The sequence below is a fragment of the Leisingera sp. ANG1 genome, from assembly GCF_000203975.2.
GTDB lineage: Bacteria > Pseudomonadota > Alphaproteobacteria > Rhodobacterales > Rhodobacteraceae > Leisingera.
The window spans coordinates 145,742-166,321 of sequence record NZ_AFCF02000003.1; the positions used below are offsets into that span (position 1 = coordinate 145,742).

Genomic DNA, 20,580 nt, shown 5'->3' on the forward strand with positions numbered 1-20,580 from the left:
GGCCGCAGTTGCCCAGCTGCCAATCAGCTCAGCCTTGTCCCGCAAAAAGGATCGTCACCCTCCGGGACGGAAACTGGGTAGTGCAAACGACTTGTGTCCGCGGTGAAAAGTGGCTCGGAACGAGACGCTTTCCGCCGCTCCCGGCCGCAGGGAGATTGAGCTATCCAATATCCGTCCAGATGCCGATGCAGTCGGTATCCGGATAGAGCCCGGTCACGAGCTGAAAAGTGCGGGATTTTCTGACCCAAGAATGGGCTCTGAAGACGAGCTCGGCAATGCGGACCTTATGCCTACACGGCAGGGCCTGCTAAACAACAGTCTGCAATGAGGCCTACAAAGCGTATTCAGCACCTGAAACAACGTTTGCGGTACTTTCCTAAACTGGACGTCGGGCAAGTAAATGGCGGTGCCAGACGAACTGTTTGCACGCATAAAGTTGAATGCCGCCCTGGGCCGAATTACCTGCACCGGGCTGAATACCGTCCGGTGCAGGCTGCGGTTCAGGCGAAGCTGACGCCATTCAGGTTCATTGGCAGCGCCGTCACCCGCGGGCCGTTGACTGCAATGGCATTGGCCAGCGCCGGCGCCGAGGGAGGCGTGCCGGGCTCACCGACCCCCGTGGGCATCTCTGCAGAGGGCACGATATGCACTTCGATGGCGCCGATGTCGCCGATCCGAAGCGGCTCATAGTCGGGGAAGTTGAACTGGTCCACTTCGCCCCCGGTCAGAGTGATCACGTTGCGCATCGCGTGGCCTAGGCCATAGCCGATACCGCCCTCCATCTGCGCTTTGATCACATCCGGGTTGACCGCGATGCCGCAATCCACCGCGCAGGTGACCTTCTCGATCTTCACGCCGCCATCGGCATTGCCGGAGATCTCTACCAGCTCGGCCACATAGCTGCCAAAGCTCTTGTGGACGGCGATGCCCTGGCTGCGGCCCTCCGGCGCGCTGCCCCAGCCGCCTTTGTCGGCGGCCAATATCAATACCCCCGCCAGCCGCTGCTGGTCGTCGCCGCCGCCCTCCAGCAGGGTGAGGCGGAAATCCACGGGATCGCGGCCTGCAGCGCGGGCGGCCTCGTCCATCATCACCTCCATCACATAGGCCGTGTGGGTGTGCCCGACCGAGCGCCACCACAGGACGGAAGTTGCCTTGGCCACGTCGGTGAGCCCGGTGAACTGCCCCGGGATCCTGTAGGGGGTGTCTGCCACGCCCTCGACCGAGCTGTGATCGACGCCGCCGTGCACCATCATGCTCTCAAACGCGGTGCCCTTGAGGATCGACTGCGCGGCGATGCGGTGGTCCCAGCCGGTGATATTGCCCGCCGCGTCCAGACCCACCCGCACACGGTGCGCCACCGCGGGGCGGTAATAGCCGCCGGTGATGTCATCCTCGCGCGACCAGACCAGTTTCACCGGGCGGGTGCGGTCAGTCAGGGCAAAGGCCAGCGCCGCCTCCACCTGGTAATCCGCCGTCGGCGTGGCGCGGCGGCCGAAGGAGCCGCCGGCAAACATCGTGTTGATGCGGACCTTCTCCATCGGCAGCTGGAAGATCTGCGCCAGCGCCATGTGCGGGCCGGTGGGGAACTGGCAGCCGTCGTGCAGGGTGACGCCGCCGTCCGCGTCGGCCTCGATGGTGCAGGTGAGCGGTTCCATCGGCGCATGCGCCAGCAGCGGGAAGTAGAAAGTCTGCTCGACCACCTGTGCCGCCCCTTCGATCTGCTCTGTGGTGGCGGCGTGGTCGGCGCCGGTCACGTTATACTCCGGCTCCGCGTTTACCGCGGCCAGCAGCTCCTCGCGGATCTGGTCCGAGCTGCGGCTTTCGGCGTTTGAGAAATCCCAGTCCACCGTGATCGCATCGCGGGCCTGGAACGCGGCCCAAGTGTCCTCGGCATAGACCGCGACGCCCGCCTGGTTGGGCAGCACGGCGGCGCGGATGTAGCCTTTGACCGCCTTGGCGCCGGCATCGTCAAACCCGCTGGCCAGCCCGCCCATCCGCGGGGTGCGGATGATGACGGCAACCATCTGGTTCGGCAGATGCAGGTCCATCGCATACATTGCGGTGCCGTTGGTCTTGGGCAGGGAGTCCTTGCGTTTGACCGAGGCGTTGCCGATCAGGCGGAATTCGCTGGGGTCCTTCAGCCGCGGCTCTGCCGGGGCTTCCATCTGGGCGGTGGCAGCGACAAACTCTGCCAGCGGCGCCTCTTGGCCTGCGCCCTTGATGACGCCGTCCTCAAGAGTCAGCTCTGTGGCGTCTGCGCCCCATGCCTCAGCCGCGGCCTTGATGAGCATCTCGCGCGCGGCGGCCCCGGCCTGGCGGTACTGCATAAAGGAATTGGCCATCGCGGTGGAGCCGCCGGTGCCCTGCATCTGGCCGAACGCCAGGTTGGCATAGCGCGAGGGGTCGGAGGGCGCGAATTCGTACTGGATGTCCTCCATCGAAACACCCAGCTCCTCGGCGATCAGCGTGGTGAGGCCGGTGGCCGGGCCCTGCCCCTTCTCGAAGTGCTTGACGATGGCAGTGACGGTGCCGTCTGCATCGATCTTCACAAACGGGTTCAGCTGCGCCGGTGCGGCGCCCGCCGCCAAAGCGCCGTCTGGACGGACGCCGACATAAAGGACCGCAGCAGCGGCAGCAGCGGATTCCAGGAAGCCGCGGCGGGAGGTATTGAGGGTCATTTCAGGCCTCCATCATTTCAGATGCGCGCTGGATCGCGGCGCGGATGCGCTGGTAGGTGGCGCAGCGGCAGGCGTTGCTGTTCATGTAATCGTCGATCTCTTCCACCGTCGGCTTGGGGTTTTCGCTCAGCAGCCCCACAGCGGACATGATCTGGCCGGACTGGCAGTAGCCGCACTGCACCACGTCCAGCTCCACCCAGGCGTCCTGCACGGCTTTGGACACCTTGGAGTCCAGCCCTTCGATGGTGGTGATCTCGGCGCCTTCGGCGTCCTCGACATAGGTCTGGCAGGAGCGCACCGGCTGACCGTCCAGATGCACGGTGCAGGCGCCGCAGGCGGCGACGCCGCAGCCGAATTTGGTGCCGGTCAGCTTCAGTTCATCCCGGATCACCCACAACAGCGGGGTTCCGGGCTCGGCCTCGACCTGATGCGTCCGGCCGTTGAGTTTCAGTGATAGTGCCATGGCTATGGGGCCTCCCCTTGGCTGGAATTTCTGGTTCAGGATTTTTCGAAGTCTGCAAAGGCACCGGCATAGTCGGGATGCCAGCGCGACAAGGCCGGGCGGTTCTCCAGGATATCGCCCAGGGCCCAGGCAACTCGGCGCCGGTCGCGGGCCGGCGTCACGTCGTTGTCCGGGCAAAGAATGTAGAAATCGCCCGCTGCCATGCGGGTCAGCAGGTGATCCACGGTCTGCTCCGAGGTCCAGGCAGAGGCGGGTTTCTCCAGAATGTGGCGGGCGATCATGCCGGTATAGGTGAAGCCGGGGACAAACAGATGCGCGGTGATGGGCGCCCCGGACTGCCGCAGGTCATGGGTTAGCATCTCTGTCAGCACCTTCACGCCGGCCTTGGAGACATTGTAGCCCGGGTTGCCCGGCGGCATGGTGATGCCCTGTTTCGAGCCGGTGTTGATGACAACCGCCGGGCGTGCGGCGGCGATCATCCGCGGCAAAAAGGTCTGCACGCCGTTCAGCACTCCGAACAGGTTCACCTCGATCATCGCGCGCCAGGCCTCGGGTTCTTCCCAGCTGCCGGAGGGGCGGCCGATGCCTGCGTTGTTCATCAGCACCGCCACCTCACCCGCGGCGAAGGCAGCATCCGCCAGGGCCTGAACGGCCCTTGCGTCGCTGACATCGGTGGGAACGGCCAGAACCTGCGCACCCGGCCGAACCTGGCTGCGCAGCTTCTCAGCCGCCTGATCCAGCGCCTCGCCCGGCAGATCGGCCAGAACCACGTCCAGCCCGGCCCGGGCAAAGCGTTCCGCGGCGGCAAAGCCAACCCCGCTGGCGCCGCCGGTCACAACCGCTAGGCCGCCTGCTGCAAGTGCGTCTTTATACATGGATGTGTCCTCCCAGAAATGCCGTGCTGCCGGTCAACTGCCGGGATTTGGCTATGCTGCTGGACCTTAACCTAGTGCCCGCCGGGCCGGTTCCTGTGCCCGATCCTCCGGAGGATCTGCCTGATCCTCCGGGATGCCGGGATTTGCAGTTCTTCCCCTGCCCCTGCCCGCCTATAGTCTGATCAAAGAGGAGGAGCGCCGATGGTACCGCAGGACCTGATTTCCGATGTTGCGGCATTTGTCCGGGAGCAAGGCGCGCTGGACACCGGCTGCGAAACCGGCGTGGGCGGGCTTTTTGCCTTTTGCAGCGAGAAGCGCACTGAATTTCAGGCGATGATCTATGAGCCGGTGATGTGCCTGGTCCTGCAAGGCGCCAAGGAGGCGCACCTGGAGGACCGCACGGTCCGCTACGGCGCAGGCAAATCGCTGATCGTCAGCCATGCCTTGCCGGTGTCGGCCGGGGTGATCGATGCTTCGCAGTACAAACCCTATGTCTCGCTGGCGTTGCAGCTGGATCTGGCGATGGTGCGCAGCCTCTATGACGAGATCGGCACCTTGCCGGATGCACGGCGGACCTCTCATTCGATGAGCGTAGCGGACGGCGATGCCGCTTTGTTCGATGCCGTCGGGCGGCTGTTCCGGCTGGCGCAGGACCCGGTGGAGGTACAGGCGCTGGCGCCCCTGGTGCTGAAGGAGATCCATTTCCGCCTGCTGCGCGCCCAGCACGGCGGGATGCTGCGCCAATTGCTGCTGCACGAAAGTCCGGCAAGCCGGATCACCAAGGCGATTGCCCTGATCCGTGAACAGTACAAGTCCCCGCTGCCGGTGGCAGATCTGGCCGCGGAGGCAGGCATGAGCCAATCCACGTTTCACGAGCATTTCAAGGCGCTGACTTCCACCACGCCGCTGCAATACCAAAAGGAGCTGCGGCTGATGGAGGCGCGCCGCCTGCTGCTGGGTGGCGGCAAGTCGGTGGCTTCGGCGGCCTATGATGTCGGTTATGAAAGTCCGACTCAGTTCAGCCGTGAATATGTGCGGAAATTCGGGGTTCCACCGCGACACGAGAAATTGCCTTCCATACCGGCAGCCGACTAGAGCTCTCCGGGAATGCCGCATTGGCATACTGAAAATGACATCGGCTTCTTCCATGTCCGAGCCGCCGGGATTTTCAGACTAGAGTGTTTTCGGTCATCTTGAATGGCTGGTTTGGGGAGGCAGCTCTGCGGTGACTAGTAACCCCTTTCAACGGCAGGTATGGGCCGAATACAGTGCAATCAGCAGATGGAGGGGCGGCAAAACGCTGCCCCTCCTGTCATTTCACCTCTTTGAATTGTCTCCCTTCAAAGGTCCAGCGCGGCTCACCACGTTGAAGCTGTCCGTGGAGCGCCCAGGTTTCGTCCTGGCGGGCAGCGTCGGCTTCTGCTTTTTCGGCAGCAGCTAGCGCGGCAAGCCGTTCCATCGCCAGACGGCGGTTCTGGTGCTGCGAGCGGGTGTCGCGCACGACGACGGCGTAGACTTGCCCATCGGCGCTGGTCCAGCGCGCCCTGATCGCGCTCGACGTTTTGTTCTGGTGCTGGCCGCCAGGGCCTCCCGCGCGAATGGCCTGCATTTCAACGGATGCCGGATCAATCCGCACCGCGTCAGTGGCCGCAGGCAGACGGAAAATCTGCACAAACCAGTTCTTCCGTTTGTGCCTGGGGCGCAGCTCGCTCTGGCACCGCCAAAGGACGGTACCTTCGACAGCGCACGCCAATTCTGCAGCGCGAGCGCCGCTCAGGATCACCACCGCTGAGGCGGGGCCGTGCGTGGCGTCCCTTGTCGCGACATCGAGTTCGACACCGTATTGCGTGGCCTTTGCTCCCAGCCAGGACAACAGATGGCCCACAGCCTGACGGCATTCACCCGGACCATTGCCGCTGGACAAGAGAAGGGCTTCCCTGCTGCTCATGCCGCACCTCTCGTCGTCTTGTAGGTGACAAGCGGCAGAAGACGCGCGACCGCGTTTGCGATCCCAAAGTCCGCCAGGTTCTGCAGTACCTGTTCCGGGTCTTTGTAGGCCTGGCCGGCTTCTTCCAGCAGAAGATCGCGGTCCCCGCAAATGACGCGCCCGCCGAAACGGGTGCGGGTCAGGGCTGCCAGATCCAAACGGGTCTTGCGGATCCGTCCATGCATGGAGGACCGGTCATACTTCCTGCCTGCCCCATGAGAGACGGAGCCAAGCGCCCCGGGTACGGCATCCGGCACCTCCAGGAGGTAGCTTGGCGCTTCGCGCGATCCCGCGAGCGGGACGAGGCCGCCCTCCGGGCAAGCCGCCCCTTTGCGGTGCAGCCAGCCATCTGAACGCGGCACGGCATGATTATGCACCGTGTCGCAGATCAGCCGGGCCTCACTGCCAAGCGCTTCAGACGCGGAAGAGGCAATCAGCGCCCGGTTCACGCGCGCCCAGCGGGTAGCCGCATCATGAAGGGCGAGATAGCGCGCCGCCGCATCGCTTCCCGCCGCGAAGCCCTGTTTCCAGCTGTCGTCCAGCCCCTGAAAAATCCCGGCGCCGCGCCCGCGCGAACCGGAATGCACCAGCAGGCACAGATCATCTTTTTGCAGGTCAGTACGGGTGTGATCCATGACTTCGCCGACCACCTGCACTTCGCAGAAATGGTTGCCGCCGCCGATGGTGCCGAGTGCCTCTGGACCGATCAGTCCCGTCAGGCCAGCTGCATCCAGTGCTGCAAGCGCCTGATGAAGATCAGCCCCGTCTTCCAGTACAGCCAGCCGCCGGGCGGCCTTGTCGAGTTTGAGCCGGCGCCGAGGCAGATCGAGGCGAAACAAAGCCATACCGCAGCCGATATCCGGCCCGACAAGCTGGGGCCAGATCCGGTCGGCCAGAAAAGCTGCACCAACGGGGCCGAAGCGGCCTGGATGCAGATCCGGAAATCCGGCGACGGCCGTCATGCCCGGCCAGCCAGCCACCTGTTCAAGTTGCTCTTCTGCACGCCCGTCGATCCAGGCCGCACGATTGTAGAATTTGGAGATACGGGCGCACGCGGCGCTCCGTTCCCCGGAAATGGGATTGCCCATCGTTCATCTTTTCATAGCAATAGAAGCGGCCCGAGAGGGTCGCGGATGGATCGGCACGATGTTGGGAAACCCCGAATTGGGGATCAGAACCGCGTCAGATCCTGCGGAAGGGAAATGTTGATGGTTACGGTCATGGCTTACCCTCCTGTCTGTTGCGGATGAAAAGTTGGGAATGGATAAGCCGCAGATGCCGCTCCCGGAAGTCCTTGATCTCAAAATCTGGGACGGTGATGCAATCACGCGACAGGGAGGCTTACCCAAGATGTGACGGCAGATGGCTGTTTGCCTCTTACCCGGTGCCTGCAAGCCGACAATGAAACGTGGTTGATGCTGCACCATGCTTTAATGGCCGTTTGGTGAAGCTGCGCTGCGGCGGTGAGAGATAATGCGAAATGAGGCTATGGGCTGACTGAGCCAGTAAGGTGCTAGCCGCACCAATCGTCCACTGAAAGACCCTGGCTGGTCGTTTCGGCCTTTTAAGGAGGATATGGAAACTCTTGTAACCGCCTTTGGTGAGCCAAAATGCCGAAAGGCGGACGTGAGTGTCTATAGGCCCAATGTCTCTCACGCCCGCCCGCTGTATATATTTCACCAGGTTATTGATGCGTCCGTGTCTTTTGCGGGTCGTAGACCGGGCTGCCAACCACTGTTGCGGCGGTTTGAAGAGTCTCGCTTTTAAGCCGCAGAACCGTTCCTGCTGCGATCCCAGGACGGACATGTGCCAGCGCCAGCGATTTCCCCATCCGGTGCGAATAGCAGGGGCTGTTGACCGCCCCGACTTCTTCACCGTCCAGCAGCAGGGCCTCACCGCCTTCCACCATGTCCGGATGATCAATGTCGAGGCAGACATTGGAAATCTTCTCGCCGCCCTTCGACGCCATCACCGCCGCCTTGCCGCGGAAATCGCCCTTAGCGGCGCTGACAGTGAACCCCAGGCCGACCTCCCATGGGGTGTGTTCCTCAGTCATGTCATAGCCGTAAAACAGCAACCCAGCTTCAATCCGCACCTTGTCGAGCGCGGTGAAAGAGCAAGGCATGACACCAGCCTCTGCCAGTTGGTCCCAGATATCAGCAATCACCGCGGCGCTGGCAAATATCTCATAGCCGCGTTCGCCCGAATAACCGGTGCGCGAGATCCGGCAGGGATGCCCGAACAGGGTAGCAGGAGCGTGTTCAAAATAACCCAGCCCGGCAAGATCGATATCGCAATGGGTATTCAGGATATCCAGCGATGCCGGACCTTGGACCGAGACGTCGTGCAGGTCGTCGGTGAACTCCAGCCAGACGTCACGGCCCTCTGCCGAGGCTTCCAGCAGCGCCATAGTGTCGCCCGAGCCATGCACAATCATCCATTCATCGCCGCCGTTGTTTGAGACAATGGCGTCGTCGGCAATACCACCCGCTTCGGTCAAAACGCAGAGGTAGGCGGATTTGCCCGGCGCCAGTTTGGATAGGTCGCGGGTGGTCAGGAAATCCAGCACCGCCTGCGCATCCTTGCCGCGGACAAACACCTTCTTCAGCGGCGACATGTCGAACATGCCGGCGCGCTCCCGCACCGCGTCGTGTTCGTCATTCGGGTCGGTGCTGTAGGTCCAGGCCGTGCCCATGCCGTTCCAGTCCTCCAGCCCCGATCCGAGGGCAATGTGGCGGGAAGCAAGCGCCGAGGCGCGGCTCAATTCTTCGGTCATGTTTCAGTGTCCTTTCTCAATACCATTCGTCGGGCATGGCGGCTTTGCGCCCCGCCACGAAGTCATTCAGGGCTGTGCGGATGGCTGCTGGCATTTCCGGCGGCTGATACTCCGTCAGCATCTGCCGCCAGCGGGGGGCAGCGCGCTGGTCAGCGGTCTGGCGGCCATTCTCGTTCCATGTTTCGAAGGGGCCGCCTTCGGGCACCTGCGGTTCAAAATTGGCGATGGTGTAGTGGCGCAGGGTGTGGCTGGTAGACAGGAAGTTCTCGCCCGGACCCGCCTCGGCGTAGGCATCACGGCCGAAGGCCTCGTCGTCCGTGCCAAACCCCTGCAGCATCTTCAGCATCGCGCCGCAATGGTCGAGGTCCATCACGAACTTCTCGTAGGACATCACCAGACCGCCTTCGAGCCAGCCCGCCGCGTGCCAGACCTGATGGCCGCCGGACAGAAGGGTGGCCCACATCGCCCCGGCACTGTCCTGCATTGCCTGACCGTCGGCGGCGTTGGAGGCAGTGACCTGACCGCCGCCGGAACGCACCGGCACCCCCAGCCTGCGGCCCAGCTGGCTCAGCGCCATGGTGGTCAGGTTCGCCTCCGGGGAGCCAAAGGTCAGCGCTCCGCTGCGCAGGTTCATCGAGGAGTGGAAGCTACCAAAGACCACCGGGCAACCGGGGCGCACCAGCTGGCTGAGGGCGATACCCGCCATTGCCTCGGCCAGTGTCTGGGCGGCGACGGCTGCCGGTGAGAGCGGCCCCATGGCGCCGGCAAAGATGGCAGGCGAGATGCAGACGCATTGGTTCGCCTCCGCATAGATACGCAGGGAGGCGGACATCACCCCGTCATAGATCAGCGGTGAATTGACGTTGATATTGGCCTGCATCACCGCATTTCGGTCCAGGAACTCCGAATCGAAGGCCAGCCGGGCCATTTCTATACTGTCCTGTGCGCCCTGCGCGGATGTCACTCCGCCCATGAAGGGTTTGTCCGACAGGATGAGATGGGCCAGCATCATGTCCAGATGCCGCTTGTTTACCGGCACATCAGTTGGTTCAACCACGGTGCCGCCGGTATGGTGCAGAGCGGACGAAATATGCGAAAGCTTCACGAAGTTTTCGAAATCCTCCAGCGCGGCATAGCGGCGGCCTTGCTCCAGGTCGGTGACAAAGGGCGAGCCGTAGCCGGGCATCAGCACCAGGTTGTCGCCACCCAAGGTCACCGTGCGGGCGGGATCACGGCCATGCAGCTGGAATTCGGCGGGAGCGGTTTTGCATAGCTGGCGCACATGGCCCGGTTCGAAGCGGACCCGGGCACCGTCAACGCGCGCTCCGGCAGCGGCAAACAGCGCAAGCGCCGTGTCATCGCCGCGGAATTCGACGCCGATATGCTCCAGGATCCAGTCCGCCTGGGCTTCGATGCGCCGAAGTGCGGTCTCGTCCAGCAGATCATATGCAGGGATCTGGCGGCGCCTATACGCCGGTGCCGCCTGGGGTGCATTGTGCCGGGTCAGCCGCCCCCGGCGCGACTTGCCGCGCTGGGTGATATGGGTGTTGGCGTACATATTTCCCAACGCTGTGACTCCTGAGAAATGTTCCGCGGTCCATATTTTAGGAAACTGGCCAGCCAACAATCGATTTTATTTGCCCTAAGTGTTCAGGAAATTTATACGCTTTTCGTTATGCCCGTAGAATTCCGCCATCACGATAGCCTGCGCCTGTTTGCTGAGATCGCCCGCTACCGCAGCTTTTCCGATGCCGCCGGGACGCTGAACATGACCAAGGGCGCGGTCAGCTATCAGGTGAAAACGCTGGAGGCGGATCTGGGCATTGCGCTGTTTCAGCGCAATGCCCGCGGGGTCGAGATGACGCCGGACGGGCTCAAGCTGCTGGCTGCCTGCCAAAGCCACTATGAAGAGATCGAGGCTGGTATTCTGGCCCTCAAAGGGGTCTCTGCTAAAACCCTGACGGTGGGTGTCTCCACCTATTTCGCCGCCCGCTGGCTGTCGCCGCGGCTGATGTCCTTCATGCAGGCGCATCCGGATATCCAGCTCCGGCTGCAACCGATGATCCGGCTTTTCGATCTGGAAGCCCAAGGTGTTGATATCGCAATCCGTTGGGGAAACGGGCAATGGGGGGATGGCGACGTTACGCCGTTCCTGCCGTGCCCGGCTTTTCCCGCAGGCAACGCTGCAGCACTGGAAACAGTGAAGCGGCTCGGCTGGGAACAAGCTGTTTCAACCTTTACGCTGTTGCGTGATCATGATGACAGCGATGCCTGGACAGACTGGCTGAATGCCGCGGGGCTGCCGCACCGGACGCGGCGGGACACACTGATCATCCCTGACCCCAATGTGCGGGTCCAGGCGGTTGTTGATGGTCAGGGGGTCGCCCTGATGGACACGCTGATCGAGCAGGAACTGGAAGAGGAGAAGCTGTTCCGCCTGTCACCACATGTGCTACAGGACTACGGCTACTTTCTGGTGCGTCCGCGCAAAGCTGCTTCCCAAGACTGCGCCGCAGCGTTTTCAAGATGGTTGCAAACCCAATAGATTGGCAAATCTTGCTGAATTTCTTCTTTGAACTTTTGTGCGAACAGGCTTGTTCCCCTGTCCGTCGTCAGAGATTTTGGGCCATTTGGCTGCCTGAGCGAAGAGAGGGTCTGGCTCATCTGGTTGGTTTGATTATGCGGCGGATCTTCGGTGAAGCAAGCGCCGGGTTTCGATAGTCTTTCGTTTGATCCTTTCTCGTTGTTTCAGGATGGTCTGGCCGCGCCCGAAGTAGACATCGGCCGGGGTGAGGTTCTGCAGGCTCTCGTGGTATCGTCGGTGGTTGTAATGCTCGACGAAGGCGTCGATCTTCTGCCTGAGATCGCCGGGCAGGAAGTAGTTCTCCAGCAGGATGCGGTTCTTCAGGGTCTGGTGCCAGCGCTCGATCTTGCCTTGGGTTTGCGGGTGATATGGGGCACCGCGGACATGATCCATGTGCCGATCTTCCAGCCAATCGGCCAACTCGCCCGAGATGTAACTCGACCCCCTCGCCATTGTCTCTCGGACCAATGGCGTTCCAATGGCTCGATCACTGAGCAGGCGGGGCTTGTGCAGGACCTTCGCCTGATCACAACCCGAAGCCTGCAGCGCCAGGTCGAGCGTGTCGGTCACATCGCCTGACTTCATCGTCGTGCAAAGTTTCCAGGCGATGATGTAGCGGCTGTAATCGTCGAGGATCGTGGACAGGTAGAACCAGCCCCAGCCGATGACCTTCAGGTAGGTAAAGTCGGTCTGCCAAAGCTGGTTCGGTCGGGTCGTCTTGTCACGGAACTCGTCAGAGGCGGACAGAACCACATAGGCCGGGCTGGTGATCAGGTCGTAGGACTTGAGGATGCGATAGACCGAAGCCTCTGACACAAAATACTTTTCCGTGTCAGTGAATTGCACGGCCAACTCGCGCGGCGACAGATCGCTTTCCTGCAGGGCCAGGTCCTTGATCTTCTCGCGCACCGGCTCAGGGATGCGGTTCCAGACCCGCGACGGCCTGGGACTGCGATCTTTCAGCGTCTCAGGGCCGCCGGACAAATACCGATCATACCAGCGGTAGAAGGTCGTTCTGGGGATGCCGAGCTTGTCCAGCGTGCGCCTGGTCGGCAGGTGCGATCCTTCCACCAGCCGGATGATCTCCAGCTTCTCAGATGCGGGATACCTCATTCGCCGTCGCCCCCATCTGCGATCATGCTTTTTTTGAGCAGCCGCAACTCCAGGGCCTGCTCAGCGACAACCTCCTTTAGATCTCGGGCTTCACGGCGAAGGTCTTTGACCTCGCTCGACGTCGCCGCACGCGCCGTATCGCCCGCCAAGCGTTTCTTCCCGGCTTCGAGGAATTCCTTGGACCAGCTGTAATACAAGCTCTGCGCAATGCCCTCGCGGCGACACAGCTCTGCAATGCTGTCTTCGCCCTTCAGGCCGTCCAAGACGATCCTGACCTTCTCCTCAGCTGAGTACTGCTTGCGGGTGGCGCGACGGATGTCCTTGACGACCTTCTCGCCGTGGCTCTGCTTGGTTCCGGGTTTCTGTCTCATCTCCACTCCTTGGTGGTTACGATGTGTCAGAAACTCTCTCTTATCAAATCACCCTAAACTGTCCCATTGGCGCTGACGTCAGACAAGGCGTTGTGTGAGCCCATAGCGGCTGATGCCGTGGAACGGACAAATGTCTTAGTCGCATTATAAAGCGGTCATTCGGCCATCGTTCCGGCAGTGCTGCTGAATGGACTGTATTCATCTGACCGGGGTGCCCTCGTGCATTCGCGGGCTTGCTCAGAGTGACTTAGGTGCCGGGTCTTCCTCCAGAACCCGTCGCGCCACGCGGAAACACTCCAGTGCCTGCGGCACGCCGCAATAGATGCCGATCACGTGGATGATCGCTCGGATTTCATCCTGAGTGACGCCATTGTTAAGCGCTCCGCGGCAATGGATTTCCCATTCGTGCATCTTGCCCAGGGCGCCTATCATCGACAGGTTCATCATTGAGCGCGTCTTGGCGTCGATCACATCATCGCCCCAGCCAAAACCCCAGCACCAGGCCGTCATCGCTTCCTGAAAGGGGCGGGTGAAGTCATCGGCGGCGGCGAGGTTTTTTTCGACATACCCGGCCCCAAGCGTAGCCTTGCGCTGCGCGAGTCCCTTCAGGAACAGATCTTCGTCAAATGTGCTCATCTCTTATCCTTTCAACCGGATCGCGATATTCTTGGTCTGCACGTAGTTCCAAAGCGCCTCGCGGCCCTTTTCGCGGCCATAGCCGGATTTGCCGTAACCGCCAAAGGGGGTCTCAACGCCGCCTGCGTACCATTCGTTGACAAAAACTTGACCTGCGCGCAGTTGCCGTGCCGCGCGGGTTGCGCGGGCAAGATCGGCAGTGAAGACGCCGGCCACCAAGCCATAGTCGGTGCTATTGGCGATCTCGATGGCCTGCGCCTCGTCGCGGAAGGACAGGACAGACAGGACCGGGCCAAACACCTCTTGGCTGGCGATCTCCATGTCTCGTGTCACGCCCGACAGCACTGTGGGTTCTAGGAATGCGCCGGGGCGGTTGGGCTTGCGCCCGCCCGCGGCAACTTGTGCGCCTTGTGCTTCGGCGCGCGCAATCATCGAGACGGCGCGGTCACGCTGACCGTCGCTCACCATCGCACCCATGTTCGCGCCGAACCCGGGGCGGTCGATGCCAGGACCAACTGAAAGGGATTTGGCGACTGCCGCCGCCCGCTCGACCAGTTCGTCATGGCGGCTTTCGTGAACGATCACACGGGACATGGCCGAACAAACCTGGCCGGCGTTGAAATAAATTCCCCAGCGGATGTCATTCTCGAAGGCGTCCAGATCGGCATCTTCATGCACGATGGCTGCTGACTTGCCGCCCAGTTCCAGCACGCAGGGCACCACGTTCCGGGCGGCTGCGGATGCAATGGCAATGCCCGTCGGCACCGAGCCGGTAAACACGATCTGGTTCACGTCAGGGTGCCCGGCCAGCGCCGCACCCACGTCGCGCCCCAGCCCGCAGACAACGTTCACGGCGCCGGGCGGGAAACCCGCCGCCTCAGCTGCCTGGGCCAGATAGGCATTGGTGAGCGGTGTCATTTCGGGTGATTTGATGACGCAGGCATTGCCGGTAGCCAGCGCGGCCGAGAGCGACCGGGCCGTCATCTCGACCGGATAATTCCATGGAATGATCTGCGCGGACACTCCGAACGGTTCGTATTCTGTCCAGTCCATATAGCCGGCGCCAAGGGGGATGGAGCGGCCTTCGACCGTGCTGGCCTGATTGCCGTAATACTCAAAATAGAGCGCAGCACCCTCGACCTCGACGTGGCTTTCCCAAAGGGGCTTGCCCTGCTCGAGTGTCAGAATGCGCGCGATTTCGTCCTTGTGGTCGAGCAGGTAACGGCCCATCGCCTGAACCATCCGGCCCCTTTCGATCGGGCGCATGGCGGTCAATGCGCCGGACAGATGAACCTGGCGCGCCGCTTGCACAGCGCGGTCCACGTCACCCGCATCAGCGAGGGCGTGCTCAGCGATCCGTTCGCCGGTCGCAGGGTCGGTCACGCTGATACGGCCCGCGCCGCCGTCGGCCCATGCGCCGTCTATATAGTTCTGCCAATAGGGTTTCACGTCAGTCATCAACGGCCTCCCGCATCCAGCGTTGAAGGTGCATCACAGAGTGTTCCGAATTGACACCGCAGGCGGGATCAACCACCAGCGGTCCGGGCACGTAACCGCGCGATTTCAGGCCGCGCTGCACACTTTCAACAAGGTGAATATCTTCCTCGACCGTGGTGGCGCGGTCCTGCTGCGCCATGCGGCGGACGGTTTCGTCGTCATAGCCGCCGGCAGAGTACCAGCCGCGCCAGACCACGACGTGATCTGCATCGACAGCCCGCCAATGGTAGGTGTTCAGCAGGTTGCCGGGATAGACCTGAAAGCTGAACATCGGCCACAGGAACCAGCTGGAATACTTGTCGTTGTTAGGGAACCCGCTGTCGATGCCGTAGGTCATCTGGCTCAGGTCATTGCATTCCGTCGTGTGGCGCAGGCAAAAGCCCTGCGGTTGGATATCGTAGGTTTCCGGCCGGATCACTCCAGTGGCGAAAGTCGGATGGTTCAGCGAGCAATGGTAGCACTCCGAGTAATTCTCGACCGAGACTTTCCAGTTGCAGTTCTCCGGGATTTCAACCCATTCCAATGGCTTCAGATCGGCCCAGTTGGGCACAAATGCCTCGATCTCGGCCCGCGCGTCCGGAAACCAGGCGTCCATCGGTTCGGCATCGGGATCAAGGTTGACGAAAACAAAGCCGAGGAAGACCTCTGTCCGAACCTCCGTCAGGCAAATTTCCGACGCGTCGAAGCCCGGCACGGATTTCGCGTTGGGTGCGGCGCGCAGCTTGCCGGTCAGCTCATAGGTCCATGCATGGTAGGGGCAAACTACGACGCGGGTGCTGCCGATCCCGCTGACAAGCTGATGCGCGCGATGCTGGCAGACATTGTAGAAGGTGCGGATTTCGCCATCGCGGCCCCTGATCGCAAAGAGGCTTTCATCACCCATCTCAAAGGCCACGTAGTCGCCGGGGTTTTCCAGCTGGCTGGCGTGGCAGGCGAATTGCCAAGTGCGCGCCAGCAGCCCGGCCTTTTCGATCTCAAAAACCTGCGGGTCGGTGTAGTAACGCGCGTCCAGTGACCGGACTGGTGGTGTTTCGTCCTTCATTCCGGCTCCTCCATGTAAATGCCAAGCTGATGCCGGCGGCTGTGAAATGTCTCGACCCGGTCAACGATCTCGTCGCTGGCTACGGCAATCACGAAACTCAAAAGCGTTTCAAGAAATGCGATGGTTGAGACGGATGACGGGAAGAATTGCGGCGTGTCCACGGCGACGGCAAAGCCATGGTCTGCGGCCCTGATGATCGGGCTGGCCGGGCTGTCGCTGAGGCCGATGATGGTCATGCCCTGTTCGCGAGCCACCTTGATGGCGGCCATGACCTCGCTGCGGTAAGGGCGCATGGACATTGCAATCAACACGTCGCGGCTGTCGGCCCAGGCCAGATCATCTGTGGGGGTGGAGCCGGGGCGCGGGATGGCGTGGAACTGCACCATGCCGGTAGAGGCGAGGTAGGTGAAGTTGCGCGCGTTCGCATTGTTCACACCGACACCCAGCGTAAAGACCTGCCGGCTGGCCCAAATCGCCTCCGCCGCGGATTTCAGGGCCTCGGCGCCGATGCTTGCGAATGTGTCTTCCAGGTTGCGGATCGCACCTTCGGCCATGTCGGCATAGAGCCCGCCCAGATCGCCTGATTTGCGGATGTCCTGCAGCCAGCGCGCCCGGTCAGGAAAGCTGACGGCCCCATTGCGGATCGCCTCACGGAAGGGCGCGCGGAAATCCTCGTAGCCCTCAAAACCCACCTGCCGGGCCATGCGCACGAAGGTGTTGGGTTTGACGTTGGCTGCCTCGGCGATCTCCCGAACGGTTGAAACCCCCACATCATTGGGGTTTTCCAATACATAGCGCGCGGCTTTCTGCGCTTCGGGCGTCAGCGCGTCCCACACTTCGGCGAGGCGGTCCAATACACGGCGTGATACATTTGTGTCATTCATGATTGACAGTGATACATATGTACTCTTAGCCTGTCCACATGTTTTGCGACTCCCGGACAAAGGAAGCGACCATGTCGGAAAAGCAGTTTCCCAGCCACGCCCGCGTGGTCATCGTAGGCGGTGGTGTGATGGGGGTCGGGCTTGCCTACCACCTCGCGCATGAGGGTTGGGGGCCAGAGGTAGTCTTGCTGGAAAAGGCTGAACTGACCTCGGGCAGCACCTGGCACGCAGCGGGGCAGATCACACATTCCACCAGCAGTTTCGGGCTGGGGAAATGCGTCGATTACAATATCGGGCTCTATTCCGGCGTGCTGGAAGCGGAAACCGGTCAGGCTGTGACATGGCATGGGTGCGGGTCGTTCCGGCTGGCCTATACCGAGGATGAGATGGACTGGCTGCGCCACACGCTATCGGTCGGCCGGTCTTTGGGGTTCAACATCGAGCTCACCGGCCCCGACCGCGTGGCGCAGCTGCACCCGTATTATAACCTCGACGGCGTTCTGGGAGCGTTGCACACGCCCGATGATGGCCATGTGGACCCTACCAATGTGACAATGGCCATGGCAGCCGGCGCCCGCGCAAAAGGCGCGCGCATCATCCGCCGCTGCCGGGCCACGAATATCACTCAGGCGGCAAACGGCGAGTGGGTGGTTGAGACCGAGCAGGGCACGATCACCTGCGAACACGTTGTCAACGCAGGCGGCACTTATGCGCGGCAGATGGGCGAATGGTCGGGCCTGCAACTGCCGATGACGTCGATGACGCACCATTATTTCGTTACCGACGAAGTGCCGGAATTCCGCGATCTGGAGCAGGAATTGCCTGTGATCCGCGATGATCGAAAGGTCTCGGGCTACATCCGGATGGAACAGAAGAAGGGCCTGATCGGCATCTATGAAAAGGCCAACCCCAACACGGTATGGGAGGATCACTGCCCTTGGGAGGCAGAGAACGAACTTTTCGCGCCGGACTATGATCGTGTCATGCCCTGGCTTGAGGAAAGCCTGAACCGGATGCCGATTTTCGCTAAACTTGGTATCAGCCGCGACGTCCATGGCGCCATCAGCCATCCGCCCGACGGCAATCCGCTGATTGGCCCCGCGCCGGGCGTGCGCAATTACTGGTGCTGTTGCGGCACCCAGATCGGCATCGGCTGGGGCCCGGGCCTGACACGCGAACTGGCGCGCTGGATGGTGCATGGCGCGGCGGATATCTCGATGCGCGACTATGACCCGCGCCGGTTTGGTTCTTATGCTGACAAGGACTGGCAGGTCATTAAGGCCAAGGAGGACTACTGCCTGCGCCACGAAGTCCCTTTCCCGCATTTCAACCGTCTTGCCGGGCGGCCGGTCAAGCCGTCACCGCTGCACGAGACGCTGAAGGCGAAGGGGGCAGTGTTTGAAGAAGTCTACGGTTTTGAGCGGCCGCGCTGGTTTGCCAAAGGCATCGAACAGCGCGATTACTATTCCTTCCGACGCACGCCTGCAGACGGCATGGTCGCCGCAGAGGTCAAGGCGGTGCGCGAGCGCGTTGGGATCATGGATGTCACGGCTTTCACCAAGGTGCTGATCGAGGGGCCGGAAGCCTATGCGCTGCTGGACCGGCTGACCGCAAACCGGATGCCGCAGAAGACAGGGTCGATCACGCTCACGCACATGCTGAACCGGCGCGGGCGGATCGAGTTGGAAACAACGATTGTGCGCATGGCTGAGGACCGGTTCTATCTCGTCTGCGCTGCGTTCTTTGAACAGCGCCTCCTGGATCATCTGGCCGCGCATCGCGATGGGGCGGATGTGACCATTACGGCCCTCTCGGACAGCTGGGGTGCGCTTTCGCTGAACGGGCCAAATTCCCGCGATGTTTTGGGCGCTTGCACTGATACGCCGCTGGACAATACATCCTTCCGCTGGCTCTCGGCGCAACAGATTACGGTTGCCGGGCACACTGTCTGGGCCTTCCGCATGTCCTACGCGGGAGAGCTGGGCTGGGAGCTCCACATGCCCTTCGACGCGATGGCGGACGTTTATGACGCGCTCTGGCAAGCGGGCCAGGCGCATGGCATCGCTGACTATGGCAGCTTTACCATGAATGTGATGCGCATGGAGAAAGGCTTCAAAGGCGCGGGTGAGCTGACCAATGAGGTCACCTTGGCCGAGGCAGGCGTCTTGCGCTTTGTCCAGGCGGATAAAGATTTTCTTGGCAAGGACAAGACGCTGAACACCGGCCTGCCATGGATTTGCGCCTATCTGGAGATAGACCCCGACGGCGAGATCGACGGGCATGGCGGCGAGGCCGTTCTGCATGGCGGCAAAGTCGTCGGCTCAACCGCATCGGTTGTTTATGGCCACACGGCCGGAAAGATCCTCGCCTTTGCCTATATCAAGCCCCATGCCGCCGAACCCGGCACCGCATTGGAGGTGATCATCCACGGCCGGCCGCGCGCTGCTCGTGTACTGGGCGAACCGGCTTATGATCCGCAAGGCTTGCTCCCCCGCGCGAATGCTGTTCAGGAGCCCGCCGAATGAACCCGCTTGCCTCTCCAGCGCTCGCGCCTGCCGGTACTGGGCCGCGCATCACGCGGTTGCGTCTGTGGCATATGCCGCTGACCAGCCACACGGCCTACTACATGGCCGATGGCAAGACGTGCGACACGGTCGAAACTGTTGTGATCGCAGCCGACACCGATGCCGGTCTGACCGGCTGGGGTGAGGTTTGCCCGATCCCGCATTACTTGCCTGCCTATGCCCGCGGCGTGGCACCAGCCCTGCAGGAGCTGGCGCCGGTAATCCTTGGGGGTGATCCTATCGGTGCCGAGGCGCTCATGGCCAAGGCCGATGCCTATTTGCCAGGGCATGTTTATGCGAAATCCGCGCTGGACATCGCGCTATGGGATATTACCGGGCAAGCTGCGGGATTGCCGATCCATGCCCTGATGGGGGGGCGCCGGCAGGACACTCTGCCGCTGTATCATTCCATCACCTGTGTCGATCCGGAAGAAATGGCCCGCATCGCTCGTGAGGCGCAGGCGACGGGGCTTAGCCAGTTCCAGGTCAAGCTCGGTGCATCGGGCGATTGGCAAACGGACGTCGAACGGCTGACAAAGGTACGTGAGGCGGTTGGGCCCGGCCCGCTGGTTTACGGTGATTGGAACTGCGGCGCGACCACGCTGGACGCGATCCGCACGGGCCGCGGGGTGGCGCATCTGGACGTAATGCTGGAACAGCCCTGCGCCACGCTGGAAGAGTGCGCGCGGGTGCAATCGGCCACAGGTCTGCCGATGAAACTGGATGAACTGGCACATGATACTGCCACGCTTCTGCAGGGGCACCGGCTGGGCATCATGGACGCAGTTGCGCTGAAGCTGTCAAAGTTCGGCGGGCTTTCGGCTGCGCGCCGCGCGCGCGACCTGTGCCTTCATCTTGGGGCAAAGATGTGCATCGAGTGCACCTGGGGCAGCGATATCGTCACTGCGGCAGCACTGCACATTGGGGCTGCAACCCCGCCCAGCCGTGTTCTGAACGTTTGCGACCTGTCGGGCTATGTCAGCCCGCGCCTCGCCCCCGGCGCGCCAACGCGCGCCGATGGCCGCATAACTCCGCCCGATGGCCCCGGTTTGGGCATCGCTATCGACCAAGACCGTCTCGGCACGCCCGACCTGATACTGGATTGACCAC

At 62.1% G+C, this 20,580-nt stretch carries 16 protein-coding genes; 4 read left to right on the forward strand and 12 right to left on the reverse strand.

Annotated features, from left to right (window positions below):
• Positions 1–500: 500 nt before the first annotated feature.
• Genes GC1_RS06830 through GC1_RS06840 form a run of 3 tightly spaced genes read right to left on the reverse strand, consistent with a single transcriptional unit; the run spans position 501 to position 4,016 of the window.
• Complete coding sequence (locus GC1_RS06830) at positions 501–2,678, reverse strand: xanthine dehydrogenase family protein molybdopterin-binding subunit (RefSeq protein ID WP_019294895.1); 2,178 nt, start codon at positions 2,676–2,678, stop codon at positions 501–503.
• 1 nt (position 2,679) lies between these two features.
• The gene (locus tag GC1_RS06835; protein ID WP_019294896.1) at positions 2,680–3,141 is read right to left on the reverse strand and encodes a (2Fe-2S)-binding protein; all 462 of its coding nucleotides are present in this window, start codon (positions 3,139–3,141) and stop codon (positions 2,680–2,682) included.
• 35 nt (positions 3,142–3,176) lie between these two features.
• Entirely contained in the window at positions 3,177–4,016 is an 840-nt protein-coding gene (locus GC1_RS06840; RefSeq protein ID WP_019294897.1) for an SDR family NAD(P)-dependent oxidoreductase, read from the reverse strand.
• Positions 4,017–4,217: 201 nt separating this feature from the next.
• On the opposite strand from GC1_RS06840, the gene GC1_RS06845 reads away from it, so the two are divergent.
• Entirely contained in the window at positions 4,218–5,111 is an 894-nt protein-coding gene (locus GC1_RS06845) for an AraC family transcriptional regulator (protein ID WP_019294898.1), read from the forward strand.
• A 217-nt stretch (positions 5,112–5,328) separates the two neighbouring features.
• Here GC1_RS06845 and GC1_RS06850 read toward each other — a convergent pair whose 3' ends face one another.
• The 4 genes from GC1_RS06850 to GC1_RS06865 all read right to left on the reverse strand — a co-directional run bounded on the left by GC1_RS06850 (position 5,329) and on the right by GC1_RS06865 (position 10,337).
• Positions 5,329–5,964 carry a peptide chain release factor-like protein gene (locus GC1_RS06850; RefSeq protein ID WP_019294899.1) on the reverse strand — a complete coding sequence of 212 codons (636 nt, stop codon included), beginning with the start codon at positions 5,962–5,964 and terminating at the stop codon, positions 5,329–5,331.
• Positions 5,961–7,091, reverse strand: coding sequence for an RNA ligase RtcB family protein (locus tag GC1_RS06855; protein WP_019294900.1), 1,131 nt, complete (start codon positions 7,089–7,091; stop codon positions 5,961–5,963). The genes GC1_RS06850 and GC1_RS06855 overlap by 4 nt, the downstream gene beginning before the upstream one ends.
• A 596-nt stretch (positions 7,092–7,687) precedes the next feature.
• Complete coding sequence (locus GC1_RS06860; protein WP_019294902.1) at positions 7,688–8,779, reverse strand: aminomethyltransferase family protein; 1,092 nt, start codon at positions 8,777–8,779, stop codon at positions 7,688–7,690.
• 16 nt (positions 8,780–8,795) lie between these two features.
• Positions 8,796–10,337: a trimethylamine methyltransferase family protein gene (locus tag GC1_RS06865; protein WP_019294903.1), complete on the reverse strand. Its 1,542-nt coding sequence runs from the start codon at positions 10,335–10,337 to the stop codon at positions 8,796–8,798.
• A 117-nt stretch (positions 10,338–10,454) separates the two neighbouring features.
• Between GC1_RS06865 and GC1_RS06870 the strand changes: the two genes are divergently transcribed.
• Positions 10,455–11,324 (forward strand): LysR substrate-binding domain-containing protein, encoded by an 870-nt coding sequence (locus GC1_RS06870; protein WP_019294904.1) that lies wholly within the window; start codon positions 10,455–10,457, stop codon positions 11,322–11,324.
• A 132-nt stretch (positions 11,325–11,456) separates the two neighbouring features.
• Here the strand turns inward: GC1_RS06870 and GC1_RS06875 are convergent.
• The 5 genes from GC1_RS06875 to GC1_RS06900 form a co-directional block, all read right to left on the reverse strand.
• Positions 11,457–12,847, reverse strand: a protein-coding gene (locus GC1_RS06875) for an IS3 family transposase (protein WP_156131905.1) whose coding sequence is annotated in 2 segments (ribosomal slippage) — positions 11,457–12,511 and positions 12,511–12,847 — 1,392 coding nt in all. Because the reading frame shifts where the segments join, the coding sequence is not laid out codon by codon here.
• Between the two features lie 237 nt (positions 12,848–13,084).
• Complete coding sequence (locus GC1_RS06885; protein WP_019296322.1) at positions 13,085–13,483, reverse strand: carboxymuconolactone decarboxylase family protein; 399 nt, start codon at positions 13,481–13,483, stop codon at positions 13,085–13,087.
• 3 nt (positions 13,484–13,486) lie between these two features.
• On the reverse strand, positions 13,487–14,941 hold the full coding sequence (locus GC1_RS06890) for an aldehyde dehydrogenase family protein (protein WP_019296323.1): 1,455 nt from the start codon (positions 14,939–14,941) through the stop codon (positions 13,487–13,489).
• Positions 14,934–16,022: an aromatic ring-hydroxylating oxygenase subunit alpha gene (locus GC1_RS06895; RefSeq protein ID WP_019296324.1), complete on the reverse strand. Its 1,089-nt coding sequence runs from the start codon at positions 16,020–16,022 to the stop codon at positions 14,934–14,936. The genes GC1_RS06890 and GC1_RS06895 overlap by 8 nt, the downstream gene beginning before the upstream one ends.
• Positions 16,019–16,906, reverse strand: coding sequence for a MurR/RpiR family transcriptional regulator (locus GC1_RS06900; RefSeq protein ID WP_029204827.1), 888 nt, complete (start codon positions 16,904–16,906; stop codon positions 16,019–16,021). The genes GC1_RS06895 and GC1_RS06900 overlap by 4 nt, the downstream gene beginning before the upstream one ends.
• A 71-nt stretch (positions 16,907–16,977) precedes the next feature.
• Between GC1_RS06900 and GC1_RS06905 the strand changes: the two genes are divergently transcribed.
• Both GC1_RS06905 and GC1_RS06910 read left to right on the forward strand, forming a co-directional pair.
• A complete protein-coding gene (locus GC1_RS06905; RefSeq protein WP_019296326.1) occupies positions 16,978–19,431 on the forward strand; it encodes an FAD-dependent oxidoreductase in 2,454 nt (817 codons plus the stop codon).
• The gene (locus tag GC1_RS06910; protein WP_019296327.1) at positions 19,428–20,576 is read left to right on the forward strand and encodes a mandelate racemase/muconate lactonizing enzyme family protein; all 1,149 of its coding nucleotides are present in this window, start codon (positions 19,428–19,430) and stop codon (positions 20,574–20,576) included. Before GC1_RS06905 ends, GC1_RS06910 begins: the two co-directional genes overlap by 4 nt.
• Positions 20,577–20,580 lie beyond the last annotated feature (4 nt).

Excerpts from the sequence above, each read along its gene's own strand:
- GC1_RS06830 (WP_019294895.1), bottom strand. The coding sequence starts at position 2,678 with ATGACCCTCAATACCTCCCGCCGCGGCTTCCTGGAATCCGCTGCTGCC.
- GC1_RS06835 (WP_019294896.1), bottom strand. The coding sequence starts at position 3,141 with ATGGCACTATCACTGAAACTCAACGGCCGGACGCATCAGGTCGAGGCC.
- GC1_RS06840 (WP_019294897.1), bottom strand. The coding sequence starts at position 4,016 with ATGTATAAAGACGCACTTGCAGCAGGCGGCCTAGCGGTTGTGACCGGC.
- GC1_RS06845 (WP_019294898.1), top strand. The coding sequence starts at position 4,218 with ATGGTACCGCAGGACCTGATTTCCGATGTTGCGGCATTTGTCCGGGAG.
- GC1_RS06850 (WP_019294899.1), bottom strand. The coding sequence starts at position 5,964 with ATGAGCAGCAGGGAAGCCCTTCTCTTGTCCAGCGGCAATGGTCCGGGT.
- GC1_RS06855 (WP_019294900.1), bottom strand. The coding sequence starts at position 7,091 with ATGGGCAATCCCATTTCCGGGGAACGGAGCGCCGCGTGCGCCCGTATC.
- GC1_RS06860 (WP_019294902.1), bottom strand. The coding sequence starts at position 8,779 with ATGACCGAAGAATTGAGCCGCGCCTCGGCGCTTGCTTCCCGCCACATT.
- GC1_RS06865 (WP_019294903.1), bottom strand. The coding sequence starts at position 10,337 with ATGTACGCCAACACCCATATCACCCAGCGCGGCAAGTCGCGCCGGGGG.
- GC1_RS06870 (WP_019294904.1), top strand. The coding sequence starts at position 10,455 with ATGCCCGTAGAATTCCGCCATCACGATAGCCTGCGCCTGTTTGCTGAG.
- GC1_RS06885 (WP_019296322.1), bottom strand. The coding sequence starts at position 13,483 with ATGAGCACATTTGACGAAGATCTGTTCCTGAAGGGACTCGCGCAGCGC.
- GC1_RS06890 (WP_019296323.1), bottom strand. The coding sequence starts at position 14,941 with ATGACTGACGTGAAACCCTATTGGCAGAACTATATAGACGGCGCATGG.
- GC1_RS06895 (WP_019296324.1), bottom strand. The coding sequence starts at position 16,022 with ATGAAGGACGAAACACCACCAGTCCGGTCACTGGACGCGCGTTACTAC.
- GC1_RS06900 (WP_029204827.1), bottom strand. The coding sequence starts at position 16,906 with ATGAATGACACAAATGTATCACGCCGTGTATTGGACCGCCTCGCCGAA.
- GC1_RS06905 (WP_019296326.1), top strand. The coding sequence starts at position 16,978 with ATGTCGGAAAAGCAGTTTCCCAGCCACGCCCGCGTGGTCATCGTAGGC.
- GC1_RS06910 (WP_019296327.1), top strand. The coding sequence starts at position 19,428 with ATGAACCCGCTTGCCTCTCCAGCGCTCGCGCCTGCCGGTACTGGGCCG.